Origin of the sequence: Saccharothrix sp. S26, from assembly GCF_021390395.1 — a bacterium.
Taxonomy (GTDB): Bacteria; Actinomycetota; Actinomycetes; order Mycobacteriales; family Pseudonocardiaceae; genus Actinosynnema.
This window is the reverse complement of the sequence record NZ_JAJUWT010000003.1, coordinates 391,979-410,576: the sequence shown is the minus strand read 5'-3', so window position 1 is coordinate 410,576 and position 18,598 is coordinate 391,979. Positions and strand designations below refer to the sequence as shown.

General features: G+C 71.7%; 16 protein-coding genes and 1 riboswitch. Of the genes, 6 read left to right on the top strand and 10 right to left on the bottom strand.

The window, feature by feature from the left end:
* Window positions 1-147: 147 nt before the first annotated feature.
* The 3 genes from LZG04_RS06820 to typA all read right to left on the bottom strand — a co-directional run bounded on the left by LZG04_RS06820 (window position 148) and on the right by typA (window position 6,384).
* Window positions 148-1,971, bottom strand: a complete 1,824-nt coding sequence (locus LZG04_RS06820) for an ABC transporter family substrate-binding protein (RefSeq protein WP_233814314.1) — start codon at window positions 1,969-1,971, stop codon at window positions 148-150.
* Window positions 1,972-2,262: 291 nt separating this feature from the next.
* The gene (locus LZG04_RS06815; RefSeq protein WP_233814312.1) at window positions 2,263-3,933 is read right to left on the bottom strand and encodes an ABC transporter family substrate-binding protein; all 1,671 of its coding nucleotides are present in this window, start codon (window positions 3,931-3,933) and stop codon (window positions 2,263-2,265) included.
* A 549-nt stretch (window positions 3,934-4,482) separates the two neighbouring features.
* Window positions 4,483-6,384: a translational GTPase TypA gene (typA, locus tag LZG04_RS06810; protein WP_233814310.1), complete on the bottom strand. Its 1,902-nt coding sequence runs from the start codon at window positions 6,382-6,384 to the stop codon at window positions 4,483-4,485.
* A 150-nt stretch (window positions 6,385-6,534) separates the two neighbouring features.
* On the opposite strand from typA, the gene LZG04_RS06805 reads away from it, so the two are divergent.
* On the top strand, window positions 6,535-6,714 hold the full coding sequence (locus tag LZG04_RS06805) for a hypothetical protein (protein ID WP_233814308.1): 180 nt from the start codon (window positions 6,535-6,537) through the stop codon (window positions 6,712-6,714).
* Between the two features lie 49 nt (window positions 6,715-6,763).
* Here LZG04_RS06805 and LZG04_RS06800 read toward each other — a convergent pair whose 3' ends face one another.
* On the bottom strand, window positions 6,764-7,063 hold the full coding sequence (locus LZG04_RS06800; protein ID WP_233814306.1) for a YciI family protein: 300 nt from the start codon (window positions 7,061-7,063) through the stop codon (window positions 6,764-6,766).
* Window positions 7,064-7,257: 194 nt separating this feature from the next.
* On the opposite strand from LZG04_RS06800, the gene trpS reads away from it, so the two are divergent.
* The gene (gene trpS, locus LZG04_RS06795; RefSeq protein WP_233814304.1) at window positions 7,258-8,223 is read left to right on the top strand and encodes a tryptophan--tRNA ligase; all 966 of its coding nucleotides are present in this window, start codon (window positions 7,258-7,260) and stop codon (window positions 8,221-8,223) included.
* Between the two features lie 176 nt (window positions 8,224-8,399).
* On the opposite strand, the gene LZG04_RS06790 is transcribed toward trpS, so the two are convergent.
* The 3 genes from LZG04_RS06790 to LZG04_RS06780 are packed head-to-tail and all read right to left on the bottom strand — an operon-like array spanning window position 8,400 to window position 11,267.
* The gene (locus LZG04_RS06790; protein WP_233814302.1) at window positions 8,400-9,215 is read right to left on the bottom strand and encodes an NUDIX domain-containing protein; all 816 of its coding nucleotides are present in this window, start codon (window positions 9,213-9,215) and stop codon (window positions 8,400-8,402) included.
* Between the two features lie 25 nt (window positions 9,216-9,240).
* Window positions 9,241-10,515 carry a cell wall metabolism sensor histidine kinase WalK gene (locus LZG04_RS06785; protein ID WP_233814299.1) on the bottom strand — a complete coding sequence of 425 codons (1,275 nt, stop codon included), beginning with the start codon at window positions 10,513-10,515 and terminating at the stop codon, window positions 9,241-9,243.
* Between the two features lie 5 nt (window positions 10,516-10,520).
* Window positions 10,521-11,267: a response regulator transcription factor gene (locus LZG04_RS06780; RefSeq protein WP_233814297.1), complete on the bottom strand. Its 747-nt coding sequence runs from the start codon at window positions 11,265-11,267 to the stop codon at window positions 10,521-10,523.
* A gap of 138 nt (window positions 11,268-11,405) precedes the next feature.
* Here LZG04_RS06780 and LZG04_RS06775 point away from each other — a divergent pair, with 138 nt between their 5' ends.
* The 4 genes from LZG04_RS06775 to LZG04_RS06760 are packed head-to-tail and all read left to right on the top strand — an operon-like array spanning window position 11,406 to window position 14,891.
* Window positions 11,406-12,542, top strand: coding sequence for a DUF2092 domain-containing protein (locus LZG04_RS06775; protein ID WP_233814295.1), 1,137 nt, complete (start codon window positions 11,406-11,408; stop codon window positions 12,540-12,542).
* Complete coding sequence (locus tag LZG04_RS06770; RefSeq protein WP_233814293.1) at window positions 12,539-13,552, top strand: ABC transporter ATP-binding protein; 1,014 nt, start codon at window positions 12,539-12,541, stop codon at window positions 13,550-13,552. The genes LZG04_RS06775 and LZG04_RS06770 overlap by 4 nt, the downstream gene beginning before the upstream one ends.
* Complete coding sequence (locus tag LZG04_RS06765) at window positions 13,549-14,382, top strand: ABC transporter permease (protein WP_233814291.1); 834 nt, start codon at window positions 13,549-13,551, stop codon at window positions 14,380-14,382. The genes LZG04_RS06770 and LZG04_RS06765 overlap by 4 nt, the downstream gene beginning before the upstream one ends.
* 14 nt (window positions 14,383-14,396) lie before the next feature.
* Entirely contained in the window at window positions 14,397-14,891 is a 495-nt protein-coding gene (locus LZG04_RS06760; protein WP_233814289.1) for a GNAT family N-acetyltransferase, read from the top strand.
* Between the two features lie 10 nt (window positions 14,892-14,901).
* On the opposite strand, the gene LZG04_RS06755 is transcribed toward LZG04_RS06760, so the two are convergent.
* The 3 genes from LZG04_RS06755 to LZG04_RS06745 all read right to left on the bottom strand — a co-directional run bounded on the left by LZG04_RS06755 (window position 14,902) and on the right by LZG04_RS06745 (window position 18,496).
* Window positions 14,902-15,873, bottom strand: coding sequence for an ABC transporter ATP-binding protein (locus LZG04_RS06755; RefSeq protein WP_233814287.1), 972 nt, complete (start codon window positions 15,871-15,873; stop codon window positions 14,902-14,904).
* Window positions 15,873-17,486: an iron ABC transporter permease gene (locus LZG04_RS06750; protein ID WP_233814285.1), complete on the bottom strand. Its 1,614-nt coding sequence runs from the start codon at window positions 17,484-17,486 to the stop codon at window positions 15,873-15,875. The genes LZG04_RS06755 and LZG04_RS06750 overlap by 1 nt, the downstream gene beginning before the upstream one ends.
* Complete coding sequence (locus LZG04_RS06745) at window positions 17,462-18,496, bottom strand: thiamine ABC transporter substrate binding subunit (protein WP_233814282.1); 1,035 nt, start codon at window positions 18,494-18,496, stop codon at window positions 17,462-17,464. Before LZG04_RS06745 ends, LZG04_RS06750 begins: the two co-directional genes overlap by 25 nt.
* Window positions 18,487-18,596: riboswitch (TPP riboswitch) on the bottom strand. (Overlaps the previous gene by 10 nt.)
* Between the last annotated feature and the right edge of the window lie 2 nt (window positions 18,597-18,598).

Genomic DNA, 18,598 nt, shown 5'->3' with positions numbered 1-18,598 from the left:
AGTCTCTAGTCTCCCTAGGCACCCCCGCGTGCAAGCGTGGGAGCCTACCGGACGCGGACACCGTCCGGGGGGCCGGTGCTTGTGGCACCGACCCCCCGGCGGCTGAGTCGTGCTTTACCTATGCGGACTCACCGAGCCCGGCGGTGACTACTTCTTCTGCCAGGCGTAGAGGTTCCAGGTCACGCCGCCACCGACACCGATGTAGGAGATCGGGCCGATGTCCGCGCTCGACGCCGCGAAGTCGGTGAGCTGGAACAGCGGAACGCTGTGCAGGTCGTCCCGCATGATCTTGTCGGCGTCGTTCATCATGGTGACGCGCTTCTGGTAGTCCAGCTCGCTGTTCGCGGCCGCCCACTTCTCCGTCAACGCGGCGGAGTCGTAGTTGTTGTAGTTGGCCGAACCGCCCTTGTCCTTCTGGGCGTAGTTGCCGTACGCGCCGGCCTTCAGCGGCTGGCCGACCCACGCGAACAGCGCGGCCTCGAACTCGCTGGCCGGGAGGCGCTTGTCGTTGAAGTCCGCCGCCTGGTCGTCGACGATCTCGATGCCGGCCTGCTTGCACTTGTCCTGCAGGATGCGCACGGTGTCCGCACGACGCTGGACGATCTTGTGGCCCAGCTTGAAGGAGGCGCGGAACTCGCCCTTGGCGTAGATGCCGTCGGCGCCCTGCTTCCAGCCGGCGTCCTCGAGCGTCTTCTTGGCCGCCGCGACGTCACCCTTGCCGATGTCGCTGTAGTGGTCCTCGTAGCCGACCTCGTTCGGCATGAACGTCAGGCTGCCCAGCGGCTTGGCGTTGGGGTCCACGTCCGCGACCAGCTTCTCGACCAGCGCGTCGCGGTCGAAGCACTGGGCGATCGCCGTGCGCAGCTCCTTGTTCTGCTTGAACAGGGGCAGCGCCATGTTGAAGTCGACGTGCTCGTAGGTCTGGCCACCGGCCGCGTAGACCTCGAACGCGCTGTCACCGCGCAGCTGCTGCGCCACGGCCGCGTCGGCCTGCGGCGCGATGACCTGGACTTCCTTGTTCTGCAGCTGCTGAGCGGCCGACTGGGCGTCGGTGTTCGTCTTCAGGATGACCTTGGACGGGCCACCGGGGTTGCCCCACCACTTCGGGTTGCGCTCCAGGACCGTCTGGTCCTTGAGGTCCGCCGAGACGATCTGGTACGGGCCGCCGGACAGCGCGACCGCCGGGTCGAAGCCCCGCCAGCCGGTGGTGTAGAACTCGGCGACCTTCTTGACCGTGTCGTCGTTCTGCGAGGGCAGCACCTTGGTGATGTCCGCGACGCCGGTCTTCTGCTCCAGGATGTGCGCCGGCAGCAGGCTGTCGCTGCCCGGCTGCGAGAACAGGGCGCGGTAGTCCGCGAACGCCCGGTCCTTGAAGAACGTGGTGGTGACGGTCTTGCCGTCCTCGGAGCAGTCGAGCTTCTCGATGTCCTTGTAACCCGTGTCGGACGAGTCGAAGATCGACGCTTCCGTGCCGTCGTCACCCTTGACGGTGGCCTTGCTCGTCGCGGCCAGCCACTTCAGGTAGAAGTCGTCGCAGTCGATCGGCTCGCCGTCGGACCAGACGGCCGCCTTCTGGACCTTCCACTCGATGGTCTGCGGGTCGGTCGACGTGACCTTGATGGACTCCATCAGGTCGCCGTCGACCTTGATGATGACCTTGCCGTCGACCAGGTCGGTCACGTACGGCGAGGGCTGCACGTTCGACAGCGCGATGGTGCTCGCGAAGTTGTTCGTGGCGCCGATGTTGTTGTTGTAGTTGCTGAAGCCCTCTTCCACGGCGATCGCGACCTCGCCGATGTCCTCCACCTTCGGACGCTTCAACACCTCGTCCTGGCTACCGATCGCGCCCGGGTCGCTGTCCTGCGGCCCGCCTTGATCGCCACCGCCCGAGCCGCCGCCACCGCACGCGCTCAGCACGAGCGCGGCGCCGGTCAACAGCGCGAGCGCCGAGACAGCCTTTGATCTCCTCATCGACACGTGCCCTCCTAGCACTGGGTTGGAGCGACCGTTTGGGCCGACTTCCACCCATAACCGTGATGTGCCAAACGCGCCCCGAACCGACACACCGTTGCAGCACGATAAGAAGCCGTGCGCGGCACGGTCACTGCCCATCGGCCGATCGTGACCAAAGGGTGACACGTTGGTCGCAGCACGCGACTCCGTCGTTACCGGGCGGGAGCGTTCGTTAACCGGACGACGGGAATACTGTCAATACTGCACCGCGCACGCATCTTGAAGCCAGTGTTTCGTCCGGGTCAACGGTCAACGATCTTGGCGTCGCCACGCGCGGGCGGTGCTCAGCGGACCGGCGAACGGAGCACCGGCGGTCACGTTCTCGGCCTCCGGCAGGACCACCAACAAGTCCGCTACCTGGAACAACGGCAGCGAGACGGCCTGCTGCCACAGCACCGGCTCGATCGTCTTGAGGGCGTCGGCGAGCAGCACCTGGCCGCTGAGGGCCTGTTCGATCACCGGCTGGACCGCCTGGTCGCAGAAACCGGACAGATTCGCCGGAATGGGTGTACCGCCGTCCGCGGGCGTGGGACGGCAGCCGAATGTGGAAGCCAGAACGGCCGCGGAATCGCCGGTGTCCACCTGCGGCACGACGGCAATGTCGACCGGCTCATTGGACGCGGCGGTATCCGACAGATCTTGGCCGAACAACTCATTGGGCTGCGTTGTCAGGATGCGCGCAGCGATTCCGGACAATGACAGTTGACGCTGGACGCGGTTCGCGACGGTCACGTACGGCTCGATCCCGACCGGTGCGGCGATGGTCAACTCCATCGGCTTGTTGTCACGCCCCCACTGCCCACCCTCCGGCCGGGTGTAACCCGCTTCGGTGAGCAGTTGCGCCGGGTCACCGGTCTTGGGGGGCATGGTCGGGGTGTAGCCGGGCTTGCTCGGCGGGATCACCTGGGCGTCCGCGCGGAGGTTCTCGCTGGGGCCGCTGCGGGAGTCGGCGTCGATCAGGTCGTCGCGGTCGAGCAGGTTCATCACGGCGGTGCGGACGCGGACGTCCTGCATCCGCGGCGAGGCGGGGCGGAACAGGAGTTGGACGACTTCCGGGCGCGGGACGACGACGCTGGCCAGCGAGGTGGTCTTGGCCAGCTCGGCGACCTCCTTGGTCGCGATGGCGTCCGCGCGGATGAGCGCGACCTGGTCGTCACCGGTGTTCAACGCCTCGACCGTGTCGTGCTGGCTGGCCCGGCGCAGGACCACGCGGTCCAGGGTGGGCGGCGCTTCCCAGAAGCGGTCGCTGCGCTCGAGGATGATCTCGCCGCGCGGCTGGTCCAGCGTGCGGACCGCGAACGGCCCCGCGGTGGCCGGGAAGCTGTCCGCGAGCGCCGCACCCCACCCGCCGGGCGCGTCTTTGAGCAGGTGGGCGGGCAGGAGGTTGCGGAACAGGCTGCGCCACCCCGGGTAGGGCTTGCCGAACACGACCTCGACCACCTTGCCGCCCTCACGGCTGGTGATGTCGTCGATGAGCCGGTACCCGGCCGGATCGACCACCCCCGGCTCCTCCCGCATCCGCTGCCAGAGGTACACGAAGTCCTCGGCCGCGATCGGGGCCGAGTCCGACCAGCTGGCATCCCGCCGCAACGTGTATGTGACCGTGTACGGCTCCGCCGCGGTCACCTCGGCGCTGACCATGAGGTCCAGGTCGAGCCGCGGGCTGCCGTCCGCGTCGGTCCGGAACGTCGACGGCAGCAACAGCGCCGCGAGCGCCGTCGTGACCGTGCTCTGGCTGGCCAACGTGTGCGGGTTGTAGCCACCCTTGACGTCGTCCACCCCGACCACGACCTCGTTCTGCTTCTCCTTCGGGACGACCGTCATCCCCGGCGTCGAAGGCACCAGGGGCGGCGGTGGCGTAGCCGTGCACCCGGCCAGCGCGAGCGCAGCCACCACCGCAAGAACGTGTCGCGTCCCCATGGGTACGAGCGTGCCAGACGTCGCTGACAGTTGACGCCCAACCCCACTCACCCATCACCCGCTCACCACCAACCCCCACCCGATCCCGATCCCGATCCCGATCCGGCCGTGCACCGAGCCCTGTGACCCACACCACCCGCCGACCCAGGCCCGAGCGCTCCCGGGCCGGCCACCGCCGACGCATGGGGCCCGCGCCGATTCGGCGGCCGGCCGCGGGGCCCGGAGGCGGCGGGTGGCGGTCGGGCGGTCGGGGTGGCGGGCGGTCGGGGTGGCGGGCGGTGGTGGGAGCGGGCGGTGGTGGTGGTGGGGTGGGAGCGGTGGTCGAGGGGTGTGGGTCGGGGTCGGGGGTTGGGGGTGAGGCAGGGGCGGTCGGTCGGTTTCCTCATGTTCCAACCGAGGGGCGGTAACAGTGTTTCCGTACATTTTTGGCCGATGTTCACCCAATCGTGTTTGGCGATGACGGGTGGACGGGGCCGGATACGAGACGGGCACCCCGGTCCGAAGACCGAGGTGCCCGCAGCGGACCCTTATATATAAGGTATGGCGCGCTCAGCCGCGCAGCTTGTTGCGGTTGCGCTCGCGGCCGCGCTGGTTCGCGTCCAGGATCACCTTGCGCACCCGCACGACCTCCGGCGCGACCTCGACGCACTCGTCGGGGGCGCAGAACTCCAGCGCCTCCTCCAACGACAGCTTCCGCGGCCGGGCCAGGGTCTCCATCACGTCGGCGGTCGACGTGCGCATGTTCGTCAGCTTCTTCTCGCGGCACACGTTGACGTCGAGGTCCTCGGCCCGCGGGTTCTCGCCGACGACCATGCCCTCGTAGGCATCGGCACCGGGCTCGACGAAGAACGTGCCCCGGTCGGCCAGCTGGATCATCGCGTACGCGGTGACCTGGCCGGACCGGTCGGCGACGAGCGAGCCGTTGTGCCTGGTCCGGATCTCGCCGGCCCACGGGCCGTAGCCCTCGGACACCGCGTTCGCGATGCCGGTGCCGCGCGTCTCGGTCAGGAACTCGGTGCGGAAGCCGATGAGGCCGCGCGACGGCACGACGTACTCCAGCTTGATCCGCCCGGAGCCGTGGCCGGACATGTTCTCCATCCGGCCCTTGCGGTTGGCCAGCAGCTGGGTGATGGCACCCAGGTGCTCCTCGGGCGCGTCGATCGTCAACCGCTCGAACGGCTCGTGCAGCTTGCCGTCGATGGTCTTGGTGACCACCTGCGGCTTGCCGACGGTCAGCTCGAAGCCCTCCCGCCGCATCTGCTCGACCAGGATGGCCAGCGCCAGCTCACCGCGGCCCTGCACCTCCCAGGTGTCGGGGCGCTCGGTGGGCAGCACGCGCACCGACACGTTGCCGACCAGCTCCGAGTCCAACCGGGCCTTGAGCACGCGAGCAGTCAGCTTGGTGCCGCCGTTGCGGCCGGCCAGCGGCGAGGTGTTGACGCCGATCGTCATCGAGATCGCGGGCTCGTCCACGGTGATGCGCGGCAGCGGCTCGGGGTTGTCCACGTCGGCGAGCGTGTCGCCGATGGTGATCTCCGGGATGCCCGCGATGGCGACGAGGTCACCGGCGCGCGCCTCCTCGGCGGGCACGCGGTCGAGCGCCTCGGTGATCAGCAGCTCGGTGATGCGGACCTTGTGCACGGAGCCGTCCTCGCGGCACCACGCCACCGTCTCGCCCTTGCGGATGCGGCCGGCCTCGATGCGGCACAGCGCGATGCGGCCCAGGAACGACGACGCGTCGAGGTTGGTCACCAGCGCGCGCAGCGGCGCGTCCGCGTCACCCATCGGGGCCGGGATGTGCTTGAACAGGACCTCGAACAGGACGTCGAGGTTCTCCGCGTCGGGCAGGCCGCCGTCCTCGGGCTGGTTGAGCGAGGCCCGGCCGGCGCGCGCCGAGGCGTAGACGACGGGCAGGTCGAGCACCGAGTCGTCGGCCCCGACCTCGGTGGCCAGGTCGAGCAGCAGGTCGTGGGCTTCCTCGACGACCTCGGAGATCCGGGCGTCGGGGCGGTCGACCTTGTTCACCACGAGGATCACCGGCAGGCCGGCGGCCAGCGTCTTGCGCAGCACGAACCGGGTCTGCGGCAGCGGGCCCTCGGAGGCGTCCACCAGCAGCACGACGCCGTCGACCATGGACAGGCCGCGCTCGACCTCGCCGCCGAAGTCGGCGTGGCCGGGGGTGTCGACCACGTTGATCGTGACCGGGCCGTCGGGCGTGTGGCGGCGCACGGCGGTGTTCTTGGCGAGGATCGTGATGCCCTTCTCACGCTCCAGCTCGCCCGAGTCCATGACCCGGTCGACGAGCTCGGCTCGTTCGGAGAAGGCGCCGGACTGCCGCAGCATGGCGTCGACGAGGGTGGTCTTGCCGTGGTCAACGTGCGCGACGATCGCGACGTTGCGCAGGTCGTTGCGGACCAGCGTTTCCTTGATCGACGCGGTGGCCGTGGGCACGCGGAACTCCTACAGATGTCTGTGCGAGGGAAGCCAGGCGCCGGACATGGATCGCGCGCAGCCTGACTACAGCTTACCGGGCGCAGCGCCCTTACCACACAGGGACGGCAGGTGAGGTCAGCCTCACCTACTCTGAGGACACCCGGATGAGTGGAGCACGCGGACGTGGGCAAGGTCAAGGTGAAGAAGAAGTGCTGCCGTTCGACACCGAGGTGCAAGAGCTGTCCGGTGGTCGTGCTGCTCAAGGCCCGGGAGAAAGCCGCGAAGAAGGCGGCGAAGCAGGAGCGCAAGAAGGAGAAGAAGAAAGGCAAGAAGAAGACGGCCGCGTGAGAGCCGCCGCCCGGCCGACGCCGGGTGGGTCGTGGGCCGTGCCCGCCGGCTAGCCCATCACCGCTTCGTTCACCCTGGCGAGCTCCGGCGCGGTCCGGGTGGCCTGGAACTCCACCACCTGGGACTTCGCCAGCTTGTGGATCGCGAACGGGTCGGTGGCCAGCAGCGCGTCCAGCTTCCCGCGCGGCATCGGCCGCGCGATGATCACGCTGCCCACGCGCGGCACCTGGCGGCCCGAGGCCAGGAAGTGCCCGGCCTCGTACTGCTTCTTCAGCCACTCCACGTGGTCCGGGAGGGCGTAGTCGACCTCGTCCAGCGGTGCGGTGTACTCCAGCAGCACGACGTACATAGAAGAAATGTAGACCCGTGACACACCGGCGTAACACGCTAGGATCGCGGCTATGCGCACTCTTTACCCGTTCTGGTGGTCCGCCTTCCGGCGGCCCTGAGAACTGCGCGTCAGACGAACGCAGGCCGCCCGCTGGGGCGGCCTTCGTGCTTTCGGGGGTTCGGGCCGAGCGGGCACACCCCGAAGGGATCACCATGATCAGGCTGTCCGCGATCACCCCGTCCGGCCCGGTCCAGCTGGGCAACTACCTCGGCGCGATCCGGCGGTGGGCCGCCGACGGCACCGAAGAGGACGTCTACTTCATCAGCGACCTGCACGCGATGACGACGTCGCACAACCCGTCACGACTGCGATCGCTGACACGGGAGCAGTTGGCGGTGCTCATCGCCGCCGGCGTCGACCCGCGCTCGGTGGCCGTGCAGTCGGACCTGGTCCGCGAGCTCGGCGCGTTGACGTGGGTGCTGGAGTGCACCTGCACGTACGGCGAAGCGGCGCGGATGATCCAGTTCAAGGAGAAGTCGGCGGGCCGGTCGTCGGTGCGGTTGAGCCTGCTCACGTACCCGGTGCTGATGGCGGCCGACATCCTGTTGCAGGGTGCGCACGAGGTGCCGGTCGGTGACGACCAGCGGCAGCACGTGGAGCTGGCGCGGGTGCTGGCGCGTCGGTTCAACGGCGCTTACGGCGAGGTGTTCGTGGTGCCGCGGTCCGTGGTGCCGCCGACCGCGTCACGGGTGCGCGACCTGGCGGACCCGTCGCGGAAGATGGCCAAGACCGCGAAGGACGCGGCGGGCACGGTGTTCGTGCTGGACCCGCCGGACCTGGTGCGGCGCAAGATCCGGCGTGCGGTGACCGACGACCTGGGCGAGGTGCGTTACGCGCCGGTGGAGCAGCCGGGGGTGGCGAACCTGCTGGAGATCCTGGCCGCGTGCACGCGCAAGGAGCCTGCCGAGCTGGCGTCGTCGTTGTCGGACTACTCGGAGTTGAAGGAGGTCACGGCGGACGCGGTGATCGAGGAGCTGCGTCCCGTGCGCGAGGTCACCCAACGCCTGCTGGACGACCCGGCCGAGCTGGACCGGGCCCGCGCCCACGGCGCGGAGCGCTCCCGTGAGCGCTGCACCCACCGCCTGGACGCCGCCCTCCGCATGTCGGGCCTGTCCTGACCCCCGCGAGAGTCCTACGTTCACGCCGCGAGAGTCCTACGTTCGCGACCCTCGAGTTCAACACTCGGCAGACCGGTCGGTCGGTCTGAGCGTTGAACTCGGGGGTTCTGAACGTAGGACTCTCGTGTTCTGAACGTAGGACTCTCGCGTTCTGAACGTAGGACACGCGCGGGGTTTTAGGGGAGGAGGAGGTGGAGGGTGGGGAGGAGGACGCGGTCGGCGGGGAGCCAGTCGACGGTGTCCAGGGTGGTGGAGGTCAGCCAGCGGGTGGCCTGGTGGTCGGTCGGGGTCGGGGTGCCCGAGGTCAGGGTGGCCGCGTAGGCGCGCAGCAGCAGGTCGGGGCGCAGCGGGATGTCCGGGCCCACCTGGTCGCCCGGGGTGACGGTGATGCCCAGCTCCTCGGCGCACTCGCGGATCACGGCGTCGTGGTCGGTCTCGTCCGGTTCGACGCGGCCGCCCGGGAGCTCCCACTTGCCCGCCGCCTCGGGCGGGTAGCCGCGTTGCTGGGCCAGCAGGCGGCCCTCGTGGATGATCGCGGCGGCTACCACCACGCGCGCGCGAAGCAGCTCGACGCTCCGCGCGGACACGGCGGCGGCACGTGCCTCCAAGACCTTCAAGGCCAGGCCACGGCCCACGAGCACGTCCGCCAGGCGGCCGAACGGCCCGCCGGGGCTGGTCCACTCGACCGAGTCGACCACCATCGTGCCGCCACCGGTGTGCAACAGGTCCGTGACCAGCGTGAACCGCGGCAACGGCCCGCCGACCAGCTCCGCCGACACGCCCGTGGTGTCGGCCCGCGTCACGACCAGCGTCCCGTTCACCGGCCCCACCGACCCGGCCAGCGAAGCGCCCGCGAACAGCACCGGCGCGCCGCCGGTGATCCGCACCCCCAGCCCGCGCACGGCCCGCGCCAGCAGTCGGGCGTCCAGCAACGCGGCGGCGACGGTCCGCAACGGGGCGTCGACCAGGGTGGTGGTCCTCAGCTCGGGCACGGTCGCACATCTTGTCAGCCGCACGTCACCGGTAGAGCGGCCAGCGCACCTCCAGCCGCGCGCCGCCCTCGGGTGACTCACCGGCCCGGATCGTGCCCCGCCGTCGCCGCACGAGGTGCGCCACGAGCGCGAGGCCGAGCCCGAACCCGCCGGTGGCCCGTCCGCGATCGGATTCGACCCGGTAGAAGCGGTCGAACACCTTCTCCCGGTGCTCCTCGGGGATGCCGTGCCCGTCGTCGTCCACCAGCAGCCGCACCTCGCGGGCGGCGGGCAGCACCGAGATCCGGATGAACGTCCGGGCGTACCGGGCCGCGTTGCGCAGCAGGTTGTCCAGCACCAGCTCCACCTCGGTGCGCGCGGCGGAGATCAGGCACGCCGACAGGGGCGCGGCCAACTGCACGAGCAGGTCGGTCTCCCCCATCCGGTCCACCGCGGCCTGCGCTTGCAGCACGAGGTCGACGGGTTCGGCGCGGGGCAGCTCGCCGGTGTCCGCGCGGGCCAGGATCAGCAGCGCGTCGACCAGCGCGGACAGCCGCTCGGACTCCTCGACGACCGATTCCAGCACCTCGATGGAGAAGTCCGGGTCGGGGTGCGCGACCGCCACCTCGGCCTGCGCCCGCACGGACGTCACGGGCGAGCGCAGCTCGTGCGCGGCGTCACCGGTGAACCGGCGCAGCCGTTCGGTGGCCTCGTCACGCCTGGCGAGCAGCGCGTTCAACGCCTCCGCAAGCGCTTGCAGCTCGTCCCGCGCGGCCGGCACGGGCAGGCGTTGCCCGCGCGGCAGCTCCGCCGCGGCCACCCGCATCCGCTCCACGGGCCGCAACGACGACCGCACGGCGAGCCACGTCGCGATCCCCACCAGGCCCGCGACCAGCACCGCGGCCACGGCCAGCCACCGCGTGCCGAGCTGGTTGGCCTCGCGGTAGCCGATCAGGGTGTCGCCGGTGACGTGCAGCTCAGGCGTGCCGTCCGCGGTGAACACGACCCGGCCGATCCACCGGTGCGCGCTGGCCCCGTCGACGCGCAGCACCGGGTCGCCCGCTTTGAGCGCGCGGATCTCCGCCGCGGTCAGGTCGGGTCGCGGCCCGCCGTCCAGCGGGGTGCCCGCGGTGTCGAGCACGCGCACGGTGCCCGCCTTGGTCAGCTCCCGGTCCACCGCGCTGACCTGCACGTACCCGATGAGCTGCGGGGCGAGCAGGGTGAACGCGAGCAGGCACAGCAGCGCCACGCCGGTCGCCACGACGGTGATCCGGAACCGCAGCGTCCGGTGCAGCCACCACCGGCGCGGCCACCACCGCACCAGGTTCACCTGCGCCTGGTCCCCGCCGGGGTTCCCGCCGCACCCAGCGCCGCGTCCAGGTCGGGCGTGGAGGCCAGGTAGCCGTGCCCGCGCACGGTCCGCACGACCTCGCCCGCGCCCATCGCGTCGAGCTTGCGCCGCAGGTAGCCGACGTACACCTCGACCGCGTTGCGGGTGGCGGCCTGCTCGTCGCCCCACACCGTGCGCAGCAGCTCGTCCTTGGTGACCACGGACCCGGCCCGGCTGGCGAGCACGTCGAGCACGGCGTACTCGCGCGGCGACAGCGACACCGGCTCGCCCGCCCAGCTCACCTCGCGCACGGCGCGGTCCACCACCAGCTCGCCCAGCTTGAGCCTGCGCCGCGCGAGGTCCGCGGAGTTGCGCCGCAGCAGGGCCCGCACCTGCGCCACCAGCACCACGAACGAGAACGGCTTCACCAGGTAGCCGTCCGCGCCGAGGTCGAGGCCGTCGGCCTGGTCGACCTCGCCGTCCTTGGCCGACACCATCAGCACGGGCGTGCGCACGCCCTCGGCGCGCATCCGCTGGAGCACCCGGTAGCCGGACAGGCCGGGCAGCATGATGTCCAGCAGCACCACGTCGAACGCGCCGGTCAACGCCACGCGCAGGGCGTTGGGGCCGTCGGCGGCCGTCACCACTTCCATGCCCTCCGCGGACAGGCCGCGTTCCAACGCGCGTCGCACGCCGATCTCGTCGTCGACAACCAGCACCCGTGGTCTCACGTCCCACAGCATGCCCCGTGAGGAGGACAATCGGCGCGGGAGTCTCAGTGCGCTCTCAGCGTGCGGCCCGCTCTCAGCGCGATCTCAGGGCGTGCGGAGGAGCGTCTGTGGCGTCGGGTCGCAAGGGGCTGCCCGGCGGAGGAGGGACACATGAACCGGAGAAGGGTGACCGTCGTGGCGGCGGCGGTGGGGGTGGTCGCCGGCGCGACCGGGCTGGGGCTGCTCGCGATGCCCGCCGGCGCCGGGCCCGCACCGGTGCTGCCGGACGTCAGCGCCGAGGCGCTGGTCGAGTCCGTGCTCAACGCGAAGCCGGCCGCGTTCGGCGGCACCGTGGACGTGGACAACGACCTGGGCATCCCGGCCATCGCGGGTGTGCCGCAGCTGTCCGACGGTGCCAGCAACCTGCGGATCTGGACCGACGGCACGGGCAAGCTGCGGGTGCAGCTGCCCGGCGGCGACTCCGAGCGCACGTTCGTCGACGACGGGCGGACCGCGTGGCTGTGGGACTCCGCGGACCAGACCGTGACCAAGCTGCCGCACGGCTCGTTCGAGCGGGCCGAGCCGGACCTGGGCGGTGAGCCGAAGGCCGCGCCGACCGACCCGGTGACGTTGTCGCGGCAGGTGGTGGCGGCGATCCAGCAGTACAGCGACGTCACCGTCGACGGCACCGCGCGGGTGGCGAACCGGCCGGTGTACGAGCTGGTGCTGACGCCGAAGCCGACCGAGAAGACGGTGCTGCGCGAGGTGCGCGTCGCGGTCGACTCGGAGCTGCGGGTGCCGCTGCGGGTGGCCGTGCTGACCAACGGCACGGACGCGCCCGCCGCGCAGGTCGGGTTCTCCGAGCTGACCGTGGGCCCGCAGGACGCGTCGCTGTTCGCGTTCGCGCCGCCGGCCGGGGCGAAGGTGACCGAGCCGGAGGTCGGCGAGCCGTCGGCGGAGGACAAGGCGGCGGCCGAGAAGGTGTTCACCGAGGCGAACCCGCAGGTCATCGGCGAGGGCTGGGACGTCGTGCTGGCCGCGCGGGTGCCGCGGGACGCCCTGGCCGGGCTCGCGGAGGCGCAGCAGAGGGGTCAGCGCGAGGGCCGCTGGTCCGACCGCGGCCAGGACGCGGACGTCGACGTGCAGGGCCTGGTCAAGCAGCTGGGCAAGCCGGTCAGCGGCGCGTGGGGCTCGGGCACGCTCATCACGACGCGGGTCGGTGGCGTGCTGATCGCCGACGACGGCCGGGTGGCCGCGGGCGCGGTGCCGGAGCAGGTGCTGGTGGACGCGATCGGCCAGGTCAAGTGACCACCTCGACCAGCGCGCGGGTGGAGCCGGCGACCGCCGGCTCCACCCCGGTCCTCGCGGCCCGGACGCGAGGGCTGCGCAAGGTGTACGGGCGCACGGTCGCGGTGGACCGGGTGGACCTCGACGTGCCGCGGGGGGCGGTGCTCGGGATGCTCGGCCCGAACGGGTCGGGCAAGACCACCACGATCCGCATGCTGCTCGGGCTCGTGCGGCCGACCGAGGGGGAGGTCGAGCTGCTGGGGAAGGCGTTGCCCGACGGCGTCGCGCAGGCGTTGCCGCACGTGGGCGCGCTGGTCGAGGGTCCGGGGTTCCACCCGTTCCTGTCGGGTCGGGAGAACCTGCGGCGGGCGGCGGCGTTCGAGCCGCTGCTGGCCACCGGTGACATCAAGCAGGCCGTCGAGGACGCGTTGGAGCGGGTCGGCCTGGCCGCCGCCGCGCACCGGCGCTACCGGGGGTACTCGCTGGGCATGAAGCAGCGGCTGGGGCTGGCCTCGGCGCTGCTGGTGAAGCGGAAGCTGATCGTGCTGGACGAGCCGACCAACGGCCTGGACCCGGCGGGCACGCGCGAGGTGCGCAAGGTGATCGCCGACCTGCACGAGGCGGGCAGCACGGTCGTCGTGTCGTCGCACCTGCTCAGCGAGATCGAGGCGACGTGCACGCACGTGGCCGTGCTGCACCGCGGCACCGTGGTGGCGCAAGGGGAGCTGGCCGAGCTGCTGCACGCCGACAGCAGCTCGCTGCTCGTCGTCACGCCGGACGTGGACGAGGCGCTGAACGCGTTGCGCGCCGGTCGGATCTCGGCGCGGCCGATCGAGGGCGGCGTGCGGGTCGAGCTGATCGGCACGACCGCGCCCGTGGTGGTGCAGGCGCTGGTGAACGCGGGGGTCGCGGTGCACGAGGCGCGTCGCCACCGCACCGGGCTGGAGGACCTGTTCGCGCGGCTCACCGAGGCCGAGGAGTCCGAGCACAACCTGTCCGCGGTGGACACGATCGAGGAGGGTGCGCGATGAGCGCGCTGGTCGCGACGCGCGCTCCGCTGGGCAGGCAACTGCGCTCGGAGCTGCGCTGGATCCTGCGCCGGCCGCGGACGGTGATCGGGCTGGCGTCGCTGTGCCTGGTGCCGGTCCTGGCCGGGATCGGGCTGTGGTTCGCCGTCGACGGCGACGGGCCCGCCGGGCCGGGGCTGGCCGCGATCATCGCGGGCAACGGGCTGGTGCTGCCGGTGTTCACGCTGATGCTGGCCCTGCCGCTGCTGCTGCCGCTGGTGGGTGCGATCTGGGCGGCCGACGGGCTGGCCGGTGAGGCGCAGCACGGCACGCTGCGCGGGTTGATGATCTCGCCGGTGGGGCGGCTGCGGCTGCTGGGCATCAAGGCGTTCGGCGTGGCCACGATGACGTTGTTCGCGGTGACGCTGATCGCGTTCGTGGGCGCGATCACCGGTGTGGTGCTGTTCGGCGGTGAGGGGATGCTGACGCTGTCGGGGTCCACGCTGCCGATCGGCGCGGCGCTGGGGCGGATCGTGCTGACGATCCTGCTGGTCACCGTGCAGGTGTGGGGTGTGGCGGCGATCGCGATGGCGATCTCGGCGTGCACCGAGCACCCGCTGGTGGTGATGGCGGCGACGATGGCCGGCGTGATCGTGTTCGCGGTGCTGGGCATCTTCAGCGCGTTGGACTGGCTGCACCCGTACCTCATCACGTCCGCGTGGGACGGTCTGATCGACGTGATGCGCGACCCGTTGCCGACGGAGGCGTTGTGGCGCGGCACGGCGCTGGCGGGTTGCTACATCCTGATCGGGATGTCGTTGGCGGCAATGCGGTTGGCCACCAAGGACAACTAGCGCAGAATCGGCCCGTGGAGACCGCCCGGCTGCTGCTGCGCCCGCTCGTGGAGTCCGATGTGGACTCGGTCGCCCGGCTGCTGGGCGAGCCGCGGGTCATGCGGTACATCGAGGACGGCAAGCCCGTGTCGCGGGATGACGTGGAGCGGGTCGTGCTGCCCAGGGTGACCGAGGGCGGCTGGTGGGCGGCTCACGTGAAGGAGTCGGGCGCGTTCATCGGCTGGTTCGAGCTGAGCCCGGTGGAACCGGGGGTGGCCGAGCTGGGGTACCGGCTGCACCCGGACCACTGGGGGCGCGGGTACGCGACGGAGGGCGCGGCGGCGCTGGTCGAGCACGCGCGGGCGGTGGGGTTGACGCGGGTCGTGGCGTACGCGATGACGGTGAACACCGGGTCGCGGCGGGTGTTGGCGAAGGTCGGGCTGCGGCGCGTGCGCACGTTCCACGAGCAGTGGCCCGACTACGTCGAGGGCGCGGAGCACGGTGACGTGGAGTACGCCCTCGACCTGTGAGCGAACGCGATCAGCCGATGACCGCGACCCCGTCGTGGTCGACGGTCAGGGTGACGTGGTCGCCGGGTGACGGCGGGTCGGCGACCCCGGCCACGGCCTCGAAGTCCTCGCCGTCCAGCCGCACGAGCAGCCGCACGTGGTCGCGGCGGTGGACGCGGGTCACCACCTCCGCCCGGATCGGCCCGGACGGGTCGACCCGCAGCGCCGTCGCACGCAGGCCGACGCGTTCCCGGACGCCGACCAGGCGCTGCGCCGCTTCGGGGGCCAGGACGCGGCCGCAGCCCAGGAAGCGCGCGGTGTCCACGTCGACCGGGTGCTGCCACACCGCGGACGGCTCGCCGACCTGCACGACCCGGCCCGCCCGCATCACGGCCACCCGGTCGGCCAGCGTGAACGCCTCGTCGTGGTCGTGGGTGACGACGAGGGCCGTCGTGCCCGTCTCGCGCAGCAGCCGTGCCAGGTCGAGCGCCAACTGTTCCCGCAACGCCCGGTCCAGCGCGGACAGCGGCTCGTCCAGCAACAGCAGTTTCGGCCGAGGCGCCAGCGCACGGGCCAGGGCCACCCGCTGCTGCTCGCCGCCCGACAGCTCGGTCACCCGGCGGTCGGCGTACCCGGTGAGGCCGACCAGGTCCAGCAGCTCGGCCACCCGCTCGGCGCGCGCCGCCCGGTCCACCCGGCGCATCCGCAGCCCGAACGCCACGTTGCCCGCCACGTCCCGGTGCGGGAACAACTGGCCGTCCTGGAACACCAGGCCGAACCCGCGCCGGTGCACCGGCGTCCCGGCCAGGTCGACGCCGTCCCACGACACGGTCCCGGCGGTGGGCGGCTCCAGCCCGGCCACGGCGCGCAGCAGCGTCGACTTGCCGCACCCGGACGGCCCGAGCAGCGCCACCACCTCACCGTCCGCGACCGTCAGGTCCACACCGGACACCGCCGCCACGGAGCCGTAGCGGACGTCGAGACCGTCGACCCGCAACGACATCAGAACTCCCCGCCGCTCGGCACGCGCAGCCGCTCGATCACCAGCACGGCCACCGTGGTCACCACCATCAGCACCGCGCACGCCGCGTAGGCCATCTGGCTGTTCAGCTCACCCGGCCGCGACATCAGCCGCGCGATCACCACCGGCAACGTCGGCGCTTCCGGTCGGGCCAGGAAGCTCGTCGCGCCGAACTCGCCCAACGCGACCACGAACCCGAAACCCGCCGCGGCCACCAGCGACCGTGCCGCCAACGGCAGGTCGACCTCGCGCCACACCCGCCACGGGCTCGCGCCCAACGTCGCCGCCGCCTGCCGCAACCGCTCGTCCACCGCGCGCAGCACCGGCAGCACGATCCGCACGATCAACGGCGTCACGACCAGCGCCTGCGCCAACGGCACCAGCAGCGGTGAGGTGCGGAAATCACCGGGCAGGGCGTCCATCGTGACCAGGTAGCCGAAGCCGAGCGTCACCGCCGACACCCCCAGCGGCAGCATCAACGCCGTGTCGAGGGTCTCCGCGAACCACGTCCCGTGCCGCCGCAGCCCCACCAGGACCACCGCCGACGTGACGCCGACCAGCAACGCCACCAGGGTCGCGTCGGTGGCCGCGCGCACCGAGTTCAGCGCCGCGTCCAGCCCGGACACCGCCAGCGTGCCGCGCTCCCCCGTGCCGGCCAGCGCCGCGTAGCCCGCGAAGCTCCAGCCGTCGTCGGTGGCCAGCGACCGCGCGACCAGCCCCACGACCGGCGTGAGCAGCGCCGCCACCACCAGCCACGCCGCCACGACCACGCCCCACTCGCCGCCCGCGGGCCGGCGGGGCGGCTCGACGCGCAGCGGCAGGGACCGCTCGCGCCGCCGCCGCGCCAGACCGCCGAGCACCAGCACCGCGATCACCGCGACGAACTGCAGCAACGACAACGCGGCCGCGCCCGACAGGTCGAACAGCTGCACCGTGCGCAGGTAGATCTCGGTTTCCACGGTGCGGTGACGCGCGCCGCCGAGCACCAGCACCACGCCGAAGCTGGTGGCGCAGAACAGGAACACCACCGACGCGGCCGACCCGATCGCGGGCGCCAGCGACGGCAGCACGACCGAGGTGAACGCGCGCACGCGGGACGCGCCCAGCGCCCGTGCCGCGTCCTCGGCCCGCCGGTCGACGCGCGCCCACAGGCCGCCGACCGTGCGGGCGACCACGGCGACGTTGAAGAACGCGTTCGCCAGCACGATCGGCAGCACGCCGCCGTCGGGCCACAACGCCCGGAACGCCAACCCCACCACCACGGTCGGCAGCACGAACGGCACCATCACCGCCGCCCGCACCAGCCCCGTGCCGCGGACCCGGCAGCGGGCCAGCAGGAACGCCACCGGCATGCCCGTGACCAGCGCCAACACCGTGGCCGCGGCGGCCTGGCCGAGGGTGAACCCGACCAGGTCCCACGTGTCGGCGCGGGCCAGCACCGGCAGCACACCGCCCTCGCCGAGGCCGAGCCCGACGATCGCCAGCACCGGCCACGCGAAGAACACGCCGAGGAACGCCAGCGGCAGCAACGCGGCCAGCGACCAGGCCAGGCGTGGGCTCAGGGTCGGCTTCAGCCCTGCACCGACGTGCGCCACTGCTGCACCCAGCGCTCGCGGTTCGCGTCGACCTCGGCGGCGGGCAGCGACCGGGCGGTGGCGGGCTGGGGTGCGGCCTTCGTCCACGCCTCGGGCAGCGCGACGCCCTCGCGGGACGGGTAGACGTACATCTGGCCGGGCACGTCGGCCTGCACCTGCTCGCCGAGCAGGAAGTCCACGACCTTCTTCGCGTCCTCGGGGTTCTTCGCGCCGTTCAGCACGCCCGCGTACTCGACCTGGCGGTAGCACGTGTCCGGCAGCGCCTTGGTGCGCGGCGTGCCGTCGTCACCGATCTCCGCCGACGGCGACGACGCGTAGGACACCACGACCGGCCGCGGCCCCTTGCCGCTGGAGCCGGAGAAGTCCTGCGTGTAGGCCTCCTCCCAGCCGCTGACGACCTTCACGCCGTTGGCCTTGAGCCGGCCCCAGTAGTCCTGCCAGCCCTGCTCGCCGAACTCGGCGATCGTGCCGAGCAGGAACGCCAGGCCCGGCGAGGACGTGGCCGGATCCTCGACCACGAGCATGTCTCGGTACTTGGGGTCGGTCAGGTCGGCGTACCGCTTGGGCTCGCCGACGTCCTTGAAGGCCGCGACGTCGATGTTGAGGCACACGTCACCGACGTCCACGGCGTGCAGCCGGTTCGGCGGGTCGAGCTGGTAGCGCTGCGCGCCCTGCTGCGCCTCGGGGCTCGCGTACTCGGCGAGCACGCCCTCCTTCAGCGCGCGCGAGGCGAACGTGGAGTCGACGCCGAACACGGCGTCGCCGATCGGGGCGTCCTTGGTCAGCACCAGCTTGTTCGTCAGCTCGCCCGCGCTGCCCGAGGCCAGAGGCTTGATCGTGATGCCGGTGTCGGCCTTGAACTTCTCCAGCAGCTCGGGGCTGATCGCGAACGAGTCGTGCGTCACCAGCGTGACGACCCGCTCCCCCGGCGGCGGCGCGTCGGAGGTGGTGACCGAACAAGCGGTGAGCAGCGCGAACGCGCTCACGACGGGCAGCACTCGACGGAGCATCATCTCTCCCTACACCGGCATGACCCGGATCAGGTTGTACGGTCGAAGGCTCACGCGCCTTCCTCTCAGCCCGGCGCACCGGACTCCCGTGGCGAACGCGCA